At 59.4% G+C, this 11,498-nt stretch carries 11 protein-coding genes; 10 read left to right on the forward strand and 1 reads right to left on the reverse strand.

Annotated elements, in window-relative coordinates:
• From waaC to ACVVH8_RS02575, 10 genes are all read left to right on the forward strand, one after another.
• Window positions 1–1,062, forward strand: coding sequence for a lipopolysaccharide heptosyltransferase I (gene waaC, locus ACVVH8_RS02530; protein WP_103304612.1), 1,062 nt, complete (start codon window positions 1–3; stop codon window positions 1,060–1,062).
• Complete coding sequence (locus ACVVH8_RS02535; RefSeq protein ID WP_475228331.1) at window positions 1,062–2,183, forward strand: glycosyltransferase family 4 protein; 1,122 nt, start codon at window positions 1,062–1,064, stop codon at window positions 2,181–2,183. Before waaC ends, ACVVH8_RS02535 begins: the two co-directional genes overlap by 1 nt.
• Complete coding sequence (rfaP, locus tag ACVVH8_RS02540; protein WP_213027341.1) at window positions 2,183–2,989, forward strand: lipopolysaccharide core heptose(I) kinase RfaP; 807 nt, start codon at window positions 2,183–2,185, stop codon at window positions 2,987–2,989. The genes ACVVH8_RS02535 and rfaP overlap by 1 nt, the downstream gene beginning before the upstream one ends.
• On the forward strand, window positions 2,989–3,723 hold the full coding sequence (locus ACVVH8_RS02545; RefSeq protein WP_103304615.1) for a lipopolysaccharide kinase InaA family protein: 735 nt from the start codon (window positions 2,989–2,991) through the stop codon (window positions 3,721–3,723). The genes rfaP and ACVVH8_RS02545 overlap by 1 nt, the downstream gene beginning before the upstream one ends.
• Window positions 3,720–4,472, forward strand: coding sequence for a lipopolysaccharide kinase InaA family protein (locus ACVVH8_RS02550; RefSeq protein ID WP_213027342.1), 753 nt, complete (start codon window positions 3,720–3,722; stop codon window positions 4,470–4,472). The genes ACVVH8_RS02545 and ACVVH8_RS02550 overlap by 4 nt, the downstream gene beginning before the upstream one ends.
• The gene (locus tag ACVVH8_RS02555; protein ID WP_475228333.1) at window positions 4,472–5,923 is read left to right on the forward strand and encodes a lipopolysaccharide kinase InaA family protein; all 1,452 of its coding nucleotides are present in this window, start codon (window positions 4,472–4,474) and stop codon (window positions 5,921–5,923) included. Before ACVVH8_RS02550 ends, ACVVH8_RS02555 begins: the two co-directional genes overlap by 1 nt.
• Before the next feature lie 226 nt (window positions 5,924–6,149).
• Window positions 6,150–6,485, forward strand: a complete 336-nt coding sequence (locus tag ACVVH8_RS02560; protein ID WP_103304618.1) for a YceK/YidQ family lipoprotein — start codon at window positions 6,150–6,152, stop codon at window positions 6,483–6,485.
• Between the two features lie 172 nt (window positions 6,486–6,657).
• Window positions 6,658–8,412, forward strand: a complete 1,755-nt coding sequence (locus ACVVH8_RS02565; protein WP_103304619.1) for a carbamoyltransferase family protein — start codon at window positions 6,658–6,660, stop codon at window positions 8,410–8,412.
• Entirely contained in the window at window positions 8,405–9,313 is a 909-nt protein-coding gene (locus ACVVH8_RS02570) for a glycosyltransferase family 2 protein (protein WP_213027344.1), read from the forward strand. Before ACVVH8_RS02565 ends, ACVVH8_RS02570 begins: the two co-directional genes overlap by 8 nt.
• Before the next feature lie 54 nt (window positions 9,314–9,367).
• The gene (locus ACVVH8_RS02575) at window positions 9,368–10,828 is read left to right on the forward strand and encodes a hypothetical protein (protein ID WP_475228336.1); all 1,461 of its coding nucleotides are present in this window, start codon (window positions 9,368–9,370) and stop codon (window positions 10,826–10,828) included.
• 3 nt (window positions 10,829–10,831) lie between these two features.
• Here ACVVH8_RS02575 and ACVVH8_RS02580 read toward each other — a convergent pair whose 3' ends face one another.
• Window positions 10,832–11,485 (reverse strand): protein kinase family protein, encoded by a 654-nt coding sequence (locus ACVVH8_RS02580; protein WP_103304622.1) that lies wholly within the window; start codon window positions 11,483–11,485, stop codon window positions 10,832–10,834.
• Window positions 11,486–11,498 lie beyond the last annotated feature (13 nt).

Genomic DNA, 11,498 nt, shown 5'->3' on the forward strand with positions numbered 1-11,498 from the left:
TTGCGGGTATTGCTGATCAAGACTTCATCGCTGGGCGACGTGATTCACGCGTTGCCGGCGCTGACCGACGCGGCCCGGGCAATCCCCGGGATCAAGTTCGACTGGGTGGTGGAAGAAGGCTTTGCCGAGATTCCGACCTGGCACCCGGCGGTTGGCAAAGTGATTCCGGTGGCGATCCGTCGCTGGCGCAAAAATATCTGGCAGACGATCAAGAGCGGCGAGTGGAAACGCTTCAAGCAATCGGTTCGCGCGCAGAAATATGATTTGGTGATCGACGCCCAGGGCCTGCTCAAAAGTGCCTGGTTGACCCGTTACGTCAAAGCGCCGGTAGCCGGCCTCGACAAAGGTTCGGCCCGCGAGCCGATGGCGGCGCGTTTCTACGACCGCAAACTGGCCGTGGCCCGTGGTCAGCACGCGGTCGAGCGCGTGCGGCAGTTGTTCGCCATTGCGCTGGGTTACGACTTGCCCAAAGGCTTGGGCGACTACGGCCTTAACGTCGAGCGTCTGGTCGAACTGCCGCGCAAGAACGCCTTTGTGGTGTTCCTGCATGGCACGACGTGGGACACCAAGCACTGGCCGGAAAGCTACTGGCGCGAACTGACCGAGCGGGTCGGTTATCTCGGCGTCGGTGTCAAATTGCCGTGGGGCAATCCGCTGGAGAAGGCCCGTGCCGAGCGGATCGCCGCCGGTTTCAAGCACGCCGAAGTCTTGCCGAAACTGAATCTGGCCGGTGTCGGCAAAGTGCTCGCAGGGGCGCAAGCCTGTGTGGCGGTAGACACGGGTCTTGGCCATTTGGCCGCGGCGCTGGACGTGCCGACCATATCGCTGTTCGGCCCGACCAACCCGGGCCTTACCGGCGCCTACGGCAAATTGCAGATTCACCTGGCCAGCGATTTTCCGTGCGCGCCGTGCCTGCAAAAGAAATGTACCTATCAACCGACCGCGCAGGATGCCCGTCAGTTTGACCTGAAACGCGAGCAGCCTCTGTGCTTCACGCGTCTGAATCCCGAGCGTGTCGCCAGCCGACTGAGCACGTTGTTAATGGCTGAGGAGCTGCGCTGATGCAATTGGCATTCGTCCTGTACAAATATTTCCCGTTCGGTGGCTTGCAGCGCGACTTCATGCGCATCGCCCTCGAATGCCAGAAGCGCGGCCACCAGATCCGCGTCTACACGCTGATCTGGGAAGGCGACGTGCCGCCCGGTTTCGAAGTGCTGGTGGCGCCGGTCAAGGCGTTTTTCAACCATCGTCGTAACGAGAAACTCACTGCGTGGATGGAAGCGGACCTGGCCAAGCGTCCGGTAGACCGGCTGATCGGCTTCAACAAGATGCCGGGTCTGGACGTCTACTACGCCGCCGACGGCTGCTTTGAAGACAAGGCGCAGAACCTGCGCCATTCGCTGTACCGTCGTTGGGGCCGTTATCGCCACTTCGCCGAGTATGAGCGTGCGGTGTTCGGCAAAGACGCGAAAACCGAAGTGTTGATGATTTCCGAGGTGCAGCAGCCGCTGTTCATCAAGCACTACGACACTCCGCTTGAGCGCTTTCACCTGCTGCCGCCGGGCATTGCCCAGGATCGTCGCCGCCCAGCGGATGCCGATGAAATTCGCGCCGGATTTCGCGCCGAATTCAACCTCAAGGACGATGACCTGTTGCTGGTACAGATCGGCTCCGGGTTCAAGACCAAAGGCGTCGATCGCAGCCTGAAAGCGCTGGCCGCATTGCCGGCGGAACTGAAGAAACGCACCCGGCTGTTTGTAATCGGCCAGGATGACCCCAAATTGTTCCAGATGCAGAGCGCGACTTTGGGGTTGGGCGACAACGTGACGTTCCTCAAGGGCCGCAGTGATATTCCGCGGTTCCTGCTCGGCGCCGACCTGTTGATCCACCCGGCCTACAACGAAAATACCGGTACAGTGCTGCTCGAAGCGCTGGTCGCCGGGCTTCCGGTGCTGGTCAGCGCCGTCTGCGGCTACGCCCATTACATTGCCGAGGCGAGTGCCGGGCGAGTACTGGACGAGCCGTTCGACCAGGCGCAACTGACGCAATACCTGACCGATATGTTGAACGACGACGCTGCACGCGCGGCCTGGAGCCGCAACGGTCTGGCCTTCGCCGAGACGGCCGACCTTTACAGCATGCCGCAGCACGCGGCCGATGTGATTCTGGCGGAGCGCGCTTAATGAAGTTGATGCTGGCTGAACCGTTCAAGAGCCTTTGGGCCGGACGGGACCCGTTCGCCGAGGTCGAAGGCTTGCAGGGCGAGGTTTACCGCGAGCTGGAAGCCCGCCGGACGCTGCGCACGGAAGTCGATGGCAACGGTTTCTTCGTGAAGATTCACCGTGGCATTGGCTGGGGCGAAATCTTCAAGAACCTGCTGACCGCCAAGCTGCCGGTGCTGGGCGCGGGTCAGGAATGGAAAGCGATCCAGCGGTTGCAGGAAGTCGGCGTGCCGACCATGACCGCCGTGGCGTACGGCGAAAAGGGCAGCAACCCGGCGGATCAGCATTCGTTCATCGTTACCGAAGAACTGGCGCCGACCATCAGCCTCGAAGACTTCAGTATCGACTGGGTCAAGCAGCCGCCAGAGCCAAGACTCAAACGTGCGCTGATCGCCGAAGTGGCGCGCATGACCGGCATGATGCACCGCGCCGGGGTCAACCACCGCGACTGCTACATCTGCCACTTTCTGCTGCACACCGACAAGCCGATCACCCCGCAAGACTTCAAGCTCTCGGTGATCGACCTGCACCGCGCCCAGACCCGCGCAAAGATCACTCAGCGCTGGCGCAACAAGGATCTGGCCGCCCTGTACTTTTCCGCTTTGGACATCGGCCTGACCCGCCGCGACAAATTGCGTTTCCTCAAAGGCTATTTCCAGCAACCGCTGCGCCAGATCCTGGCGGAAGAAGCGCCGCTGCTGAACTGGCTGGAAGGCAAGGCCAACAAGCTCTACGCGCGCAAGCAGCGTTACGGGGATGCGCTCTGATGGCGGGTTGGACTCTTGAGCCGCAGTACAGCGATCTTGCCGAAGACTTCGGCAGCCTTCAGGCCGTATTCGCCCTGCAAGGCGAGCGGCTGACCCGCGATCCGTTGTCCGAAGTCATTCGCGTGCAACGCAACGGCGTCAACTATTACGTCAAGCGCTACGTCGGTGCCGGCAAGGGCTTGCGCCGATACCTCGGCAAGCCGCGAGTGAAGATGGAATGGCAAAACCTCAAACGCTTCGCCAAATGGGGCATTCCCACCGCTGAAGTGGTGGCCTGGGGCCTGGAGCGACGCGGCGCGGCGTACGACCGTGGGGCGATGATTACCCGTGAACTGCCGCATACCGAAGACCTTGCGGCCTTCGCCGAGCGCAAGGATCCGAGGCTCAAGGATCGCGCCTGGGTCGATGGCATCAGCCGGCAGTTGGCGGGTTATACCCGAACGATGCATGATCACCGTTTTACCCATAACGATTTGAAATGGCGCAACCTGCTGATCGACGATCAGGCGCGCGTATTTCTCATCGATTGCCCCAACGGCGAGTTCTGGCGCGGCTTCTGGCTCAAGTATCGGATCACCAAGGATCTGGCCTGTCTCGACAAGCTCGCCAAATATCACCTGTCCAATACCCAGCGCCTGCGTTTCTATAAGCAATACCGCCAGTGCGATCGGCTGAATACGGCCGACAAGAAACGGATTCGGCACGTGGTGAGATTTTTCGAGGGACGTGAATGACTGATTTTCTGGCCGAAGAGGACCGTGCGCTGCTTGAGCGTCACGGTCTGGGCACTTTTGACGCGCTGTGGGCCAAACAGCTTGAGGCGGTGGACGAACCCAATACCGCCCGTGGCGGTTGGAGCAGCGTGTTTCGTCTGGATCTGGAGGGCCAGGGTTTCTACCTCAAGCGCCAGAGCAATTACCTGACCCGCACCTTGCACGCGCCGTTTGGCGAGCCAAGCTTTGCCCGTGAATTTCGCAATATCAGCCGCTATCGCAAGCTCGGCATTCCCGCGCTGCAAGCGGCGTTTTTTGGTCAGCGCAAAGTCGATGGCGAAGTCCGGGCAATTCTGCTGACGCGCGCCCTCGACGGCTGGAGCGATCTGGAGTCGTTGTTGGCGCGCTGGACTCAGCTCGCTACTGCACAGCAATCGGCGATTCTCAAGGCCTGCGGGCTGCTGGCGCGGCATCTGCACGGCGTGCGTCAGGTGCACGGTTGTTTCTATCCAAAACACATTTTTCTGCAAGCCAGTGGCAACGGGTACCAGGCGCAATTGATCGACCTGGAAAAAACCCGGCCACTGCTATTCGGCATGCGTGACCGGATCAAGGATCTGGAGCCGCTGCAACGCCGTGCCCCGGAGTGGAGCGAGGCGCAGTTGCGCGAATTGCTGGCGGCGTATCTCGACCAGCCGACCGACAGCTCGCTGCTCGACAGTTGGCTCGCCCGGCTGACCGCGCGCCGTAGTCACAAGGAGACCCGCTGATGCAATTGTCCGAGCTGGCCGCTGCCGGGCGCACCCCGCAACTGCCGCTGACAATAACGCTGGCCGATGCGGCCGGCACCGCGGACTTGCAGTTGCTGAGTCTGTTGCGTGTTTTGCCGGGGCAACGCTACGTCGGCGCTGGCGTCTGGCGTGGGCGTCCGGTGCTGGCCAAGTTGCTGGTCGGCAGCAAGGCGGCCCGGCACTTTCAGCGAGAGCTGGAAGGCGTGCGCATGCTGGCTGCTCAAGGCCTGACGACACCGTTGCTGCTGGCTGATGGCCTGAAGAACGCTGAGGGCGGCTGGCTGCTGTTCGATTTTCTTGAGGGTGCTGAAAGCCTCGGCGACGCCTGGACGAAAGTCGAGGCGCTGCCGATGTTGGCGGATGAGCAATCCGCGGTGCTGGCCGAGGCGCTGGGTGCGATTGGCCAGTTGCACGGTAAAGGGCTTTGGCAGGAGGACCTGCACCTGGACAATCTGCTGCGTCACGGCGGGCAGTTGTATTTGATCGACGGTGCGGGCATCTGCGTGGAAACCGCCGGACAGCCGTTGTCGCGGCAGAAAGTCCTGGAAAATCTCGGTGTGTTTTTCGCCCAGTTGCCCAAGGCGCTTGAACCGTTCACCGAAGAACTGCTGGTGTATTACCTGCTGAGCAACAGCGAGCACGCGCTGCCACTGGAAGCCTTGCAGAAACAGATCGACAAGGTTCGCCGCTGGCGTCTGAAGGATTACCTGATCAAGGTCGGTCGCGAATGCACGCTGTTCAGCGTTCGGCGGGGAGCCTTTGGTTTGCGCGCGATCCGTCGCGAGGAAGAGGCGGCAATGCTGCCGGTGCTGGAACAGGCCGATCAGTTGCTGGACAAGGGGCATCTCTACAAGACCGGCGGCGCCGCGAGCGTCGGCAAGGTCGACGTGGAGGGGCGCGCGCTGGTGATCAAGCGCTATAACATCAAAGGCTTCGCCCATTGGCTCAAGCGTTTCTGGCGCCCGAGTCGTGCCTGGCATTCGTGGCGTGAGGGCAATCGCCTGGCGTTTCTCGGCATCGCCACGCCCAAGCCGCTGGCGGTGCTGGAAAAGCGCTTTTTGTGGCTGCGCAGCCGTGCATATCTGGTCACCGAGTTCCTGCCGGGGCCGGACATCATCGAGCGCTTTGCGCCGTATGTTGAAAGTGGTGATGCTCCGGAAGCGGAGTTGCAGGCGCTGGATCAATTGTTTGCCCGGTTGATTGCCGAGCGCATCAGTCATGGCGACTTCAAGGGCCATAACCTGTTCTGGCAGAACGACCGCTGGGCGCTGATCGATCTCGATTCGATGTGCCAGCACGGCTCGGTGAACACCTTTGCTGGTGCCTATGCGCGGGATCGGGCGCGTTTCATGCGTAACTGGCCGGCGAGTAGTGCGTTGTATCAGGTCATCGATCAGCGTTTGCCTAAAGATATCTCCAGCGCCGGCTGAATCGGCTCTTCGACCCTTTCGCAAGCAAGCCCGCTCCCACCCTTGGGATGCATTCCTCCTTTGGGAGCGGGCTTGCTCGCGAAGAGGTCTGTAAAAACACCGAAAATGTTCCTCGCTCAGTGAGGGACAATATTTTCTGAATGGTCCTACAGCTTCATCAGAAGCCATGAACTGTGCCCGCTTCAGCCACGATGCTAGTTTGCCTGACGACAATGGAGGGCAAATTTTGATGATCAAAAAGGCTGTGATGCTGGGCGCTTTTTCATGGGGTTTATCAGGCTGCGGCAGTGTCCTGACTGTATTGCAGGATGATGCCGATGTCGCCCGGGACATGCGCAAACAAAAAACCTACTGCCAATCCATTCCGCGCGTTTACAGCGGTCTGGCCTACGATTTCTGCGTGTTGAACGCACCGCCCGATCCAAGTGGCTTTCTCGCGCCATTCGTCTTGCTGGATCTGCCATTGTCCGGAGTGGCCGATACGGTTGTGCTGCCCTACACCATTTATCGTCAGGCGACTGACGGTAATCTCGGTATCTACTGGCGCACGGGCGGTTATTGAACCCACAGGCAGGGTTTATCCGATCCATTCAACCTGGGGCAATTCGCACAGGGTAATTCCCCGCATGTTTACGCTATAATCCCGCCCTTTAGCTGTTCCTCGCCCTTTGCGAGGGCACATCAATTTTCAAGGCGCATCGCGCCTGCACGCAGACTAAAGAGGCTAGACCCCTGTGGCATTGACGATTCTTGGCCTGTCCGGCGCCCTTAGCCATGATCCATCAGCAGCCTTGTACATCGACGGCAAGCTGGTGGCGGCGGCCGAAGAAGAGCGCTTCGTACGCGATAAGCATGCAAAAAACCGCATGCCCTACGAGTCGGCGAAGTTCTGTCTTGAGCAGGCCGGTATCAAACCGTCCGACGTTGACGTGGTAGCGATCCCGTTCGCTCCGATCAGTCTGTTCGGCAAGGCCCGTTGGCACTATGCCAAGCGTTACTGGTATGCCCCGGATCGCGCGCTCGATGCGATCCTGATGGGCAACCGTCGCTACAAACGCTATCGCAACAAGATCGTCTGGTGCCTGGAGCAACTGGGTTTCGATCCGAAAAAAATCAAGATCGAACCGGTCGAACACCATCTGGCCCACGCTTCCAGCGCTTACCACTGCTCCGGTTTCAAAGAGAAAACCGCGATCCTCGGTATCGACGGCAAGGGCGAGTACGCCACGACCTTTTTCGGTTATGGCGAGAACGGCAAGATCCACAAGATCAAGGAATTCTTCGATCCTGACTCCCTCGGCGGCCTGTATGGCGCGATCACCGAGTTCCTCGGTTTCGAGATGCTCGACGGCGAGTTCAAGGTCATGGGCATGGCGCCGTATGGCGATGCCAGCAAATACGATTTCTCGCGTCTGGCCTCGTTCGAGAACGGCGAGCTGGTGATCAATACCGACTACGCCAACGTGATCGGCCTGCGCCGCTATAAAGAGAAGGGCAAGGGTTTCTACTTCTCGCCGAAGCTGATCGAGTGGCTTGGTCCGAAGCGTGAAGGCGATATTGCTGACGAACCGTACATCCACTATGCCGCCAGCATGCAAGCGCTGTTCGAGAAACTGGCGCTGCAGATGATCGATCACTACCTGGGCGACGTGCTCAAGGAAACCGGCAAACTGGCGTTCGCCGGTGGTTGTGCGTTGAACGTCAAGCTCAACCAGAAAATCATCGCCCGTGACGACATCAAGGAGCTTTTCGTGCAGCCGGCGTCCGGCGATGCCGGTACTGCGGTTGGCGCGGCAGCCTATGTGTCTCATGCCCGTGGCGTGCCGGTCGAGAAGATGGAACACGTCTACCTCGGCCCGTCGTACAGCAACGAAGACGTGATCGCCGCGTGCGCTCGTCACGAGAACAAGCCTGCCTGGCGCAAGCTCGACAACATGCCGGAACAGATCGCCAAAATCATGGTTGAAGGCAATCCGGTGGCCTGGTTCCAGGGTCGCATGGAATTCGGTCCGCGCGCATTGGGCGGCCGTTCGATCATTGGCTGCCCTAGCGTGGCCGGCGTGGCTGATCGTATCAACCACCAGATCAAGTTCCGCGAGCGCTGGAGGCCTTTCTGCCCGTCGATGCTCGATACCGTCGCGCCACAGATGATCAAGATCGATCACCCGGCTCCTTTCATGACCTTCACGTTCGAAGTGGCGGAAGAGTGGAAAACCCGTGTGCCGGAAGTCGTCCACGAAGATGGCACTTCCCGGGCGCAGGTGCTCAAGCGCGAATACAATCCGCGTTACTACGACATGATGAAAGCGCTGGAAAACCTGACCGGCAACGGCGTGTCGCTGAACACCTCGCTCAACCGTCGTGGAGAACCGATGATCTGCTCGCCGACTGACGCGCTGAACATGTTTTTCGGCTCCGATCTGGAATACTTGATCATGGAAGATATTCTGGTCGTAAAAGAGGGTGTGAAAGGATACGGACTTGACTGAAACACTGATCAGCGTCGTGATTCCCGCTTACAACTATGCGCGGACCCTGCCTCGTGCAGTGGAGTCGGTATTGGCGCAGCTGGATGATGCGACGACGGATCTGTTAGTCATCGACGATGGGTCGACGGACGAAACGCCTGAAGTAGTAGAGAAACTTCTGCTCAAGCATGGCGGGCGTTTTCGTGCGTTGCGCAAAAGCAATGGCGGGCTGTCTTCAGTGCGAAATCGGGGGCTTGAAGAGACGACCGGGCAATACCTGGTTTTCCTTGATTCCGATGACGAAATGGCCCCCGGCGCTTTGGCTGCGCTGTCGCAACACATTGCCTGCAACCCTCAAAGCCTGATGGTCATCGGTGCCCACTGGTCAGTGTTCGCAGACGGCAGGCGCAGCTTGCAGGCAGCCAAACCGTTGCCTTCGACTCCCCGTCAGCGTTTGCAGGGTTACCTGCTGGACAAGACCGTATCGATTTCCAATGGTGCGTGCGCGATGCATCGCGCTGTATTCGCTCCGGGTAATTACCCGGAGCATCTGCGCAACGTCGAGGACCTGCCAGTGTTTGCCCAGGTGCTGGCGCGTTTCCCTTGCACCGTTCTCGATCAGCCTATGGCATTGATCTACAAGCATGCCGACAGCATGCGTCATGATCTGCGCCAAAGTCTTGCTGCTGGCACGGAGCAGGTGGTCAGCGAAGTGTTTTCAAGTCGGCGCATGCCGGCAGAAATGCAGGATTTACGTCAGGCATTTCTGGCACAGCGCTGCCTGTCGCTGTTTCGCGATTGCTATTCACATGGTGAATACGCGTTGGCCAAGGGCTTCTATTTTCAGGCGTTGCGTGCCGACTGGCGCACGGTTTCGCGCTGGTCCTACACTCGCAAGGCTTTGCGGTTGTTGTTTCGGTAAGCGGTTCGCGAACACATGTGCGTACCACGTAACGAGTGTCATTGAGGTGGCTGGGTGAAAGGTACGGGCGTTAAAGTGGCAACTCGGGTCTCCAGAATCATCGATGAATACCCGGTATGGCTGGCGTTTCTGGGCAGTGTGCTGCTGTCGCTGATTGCGGTCATGGGCACCGCGACAGTCGGGCGAGATGCCGCGCTGTACATCGATATTGCGCAACAAGTTACCGAGCACGGTCCCAATGTGGCTTGGGCAACTTTCGACTGGCCGTGGTTTTCCTTTCTGCTCGCCGGCACGCATCTGATCCTGCATTTACCATTGGAACTGAGCGCCTATCTCTGGTGTGGCCTCTTCTTCGCCGGCACCAGTGCATTGATGGTGGACTGCGTACGTCAGCGTTCTGCGCACGTCACCCGCTGGGCTTGTCTGGTGGTGCTGGCAATGCCAGCGGTCAATGCCTTTCGAAATGACATCATCCGTGAATGCGGTTTCTGGTTTTTCTGCGCGCTGGCGCTGTGGTTTGCATTGCGCTGGCAAACCCGTGGCGGCTGGCTACGCGCGGCGTTCATTCATCTGGCGATTATCGGAGCAGCCTTTTTCCGCCTGGAGGCGTTGCTGCTGTTGCCGGCGTTGGCGCTGTGGCAGTTGCCAAACCTCTGGTCGTCCACACGACGCCTGCAATTCTTTCAGTTTTCGCTATTACCGATTCTGGGCCTGTTGGGTATATGTGTGTCGGGCGCGCTCCTGTCGGCCCGCCTGATGCTTTATCTGGACATGATTGCGCCGCACAGTGTCTTGTCTTCGTTTCAGATGCTGTGTGATCAGTTTGCCAACTCGCTCATTAACAAGTACTCCCAGGACGAAGCCGGCCGAATCATTTTCTTTGGCATCCTGGCGACCATGACTATCAGTTTCGTCAAGTTGATGGGACCTTTCGCCGTTCCGTTCATCCTGCGCCGCAACTGGGGAGTGCTAGGCACCTACTGGCGTGACTACCGCCCCTTCGCCTGGACGGCGCTGTTGTACCTGGTGGTGCTGGTGCTGTTTTTCATCAAGCAACAGTTCATGAACACTCGCTACCTGAGCTTTCTCAATCTGTTGTTTGTGCCGGTGCTGGCACTGGGACTGGCCGCTTTTGTTCGCGAGTTCCCGCGTTGGGGCAAGTGGCTGGTTATCGTGGGGTTGCTGGTGATGCTGTCGAACGTCATCTCCACCGGGGCCGGCAAAACCCACTATGTCGAGGCCGGGCGCTGGATGTCCTCCCATGTCGAGCCGGATGCGTCGACATACTTCGCAGATGGGCGGATCAGCTACTACGCCGGTCGCGGCTACGTGTTGCCCGTTCTGACCCAGGAAGAGGCGATGTCCACCGCCCATGCCGGCGACTATCGCTATTTTGTGATTGAGGCGAAGGGGGACGAGCCCTGGCTGAAGGAATGGCTGGAGGCGCACAAGTTGCGCATCCTCGAGCATTTCGCCAACCGCAAAGGTGCAACGCTGCTGGTCATCGGCCGCTAAGGCTCAACCCAGCAGCGGACGCAGGCGCGAGATCAGTGGCGCTTGCCGGTTGCTTGGCAGGGCCTGGCGGTAGCCTTCGATGAAGGTGTCGCCAGCGTCTTCGCCCAGCAACCATTGGCGGTCTTCTTTATACCGCAGCAAATGGGCGAAGTTGCGCAGGCGTTTGCTGTCGCTGAGTGCGCGTCTCTGGCAGCGCAGGTCGGCGATGTCGATCAGGCCCAGTTGGTGATCGGGTGTGAGTACGACATTGCCGAAGTGCAGCGAGCGAAAATACACGCCTTTTTCATGCAATTGAGCGAAATATCCGCCCAATTGGAACCTCAACGCATCATTCCCTTCACTGCTGCCTTGCAACTGGCGCACCGTATCGCCCGCCAGCGGGCTGTAATAAACGCCATCGCGCTCGATACTCGGAATGCGATACACCGCAATGACGGTCGGACAGAGAATGCCGCGCTGCTCCAGTGCCCGGGTGTTGTCGGCAAAGCGCTGCGCATAGGGATAGAACAGTGCCGAACTGAGCAGCCGCTTGCGACGGAACAGCTTGAGCATGCGTCCATCGGCCAATCTGAGCACCTTGTCGCCGGAACCGTCGGCTTCCAATACGTGTGCACCTTCGCGCAGTGCCTCGTAAGTGCTGTGGTCAATCGATTGCATGTCTGGCTCCCCA

It is taken from the genome of Pseudomonas trutticola BRTCR10 (assembly GCF_056155105.1).

Coding starts and splice junctions, on each gene's coding strand:
- ACVVH8_RS02580 (WP_103304622.1), bottom strand. CDS start 11,485: ATGCAATCGATTGACCACAGCACTTACGAGGCACTGCGCGAAGGTGCA.
- ACVVH8_RS02535 (WP_475228331.1), top strand. CDS start 1,062: ATGCAATTGGCATTCGTCCTGTACAAATATTTCCCGTTCGGTGGCTTG.
- ACVVH8_RS02555 (WP_475228333.1), top strand. CDS start 4,472: ATGCAATTGTCCGAGCTGGCCGCTGCCGGGCGCACCCCGCAACTGCCG.
- rfaP (WP_213027341.1), top strand. CDS start 2,183: ATGAAGTTGATGCTGGCTGAACCGTTCAAGAGCCTTTGGGCCGGACGG.
- ACVVH8_RS02545 (WP_103304615.1), top strand. CDS start 2,989: ATGGCGGGTTGGACTCTTGAGCCGCAGTACAGCGATCTTGCCGAAGAC.
- ACVVH8_RS02550 (WP_213027342.1), top strand. CDS start 3,720: ATGACTGATTTTCTGGCCGAAGAGGACCGTGCGCTGCTTGAGCGTCAC.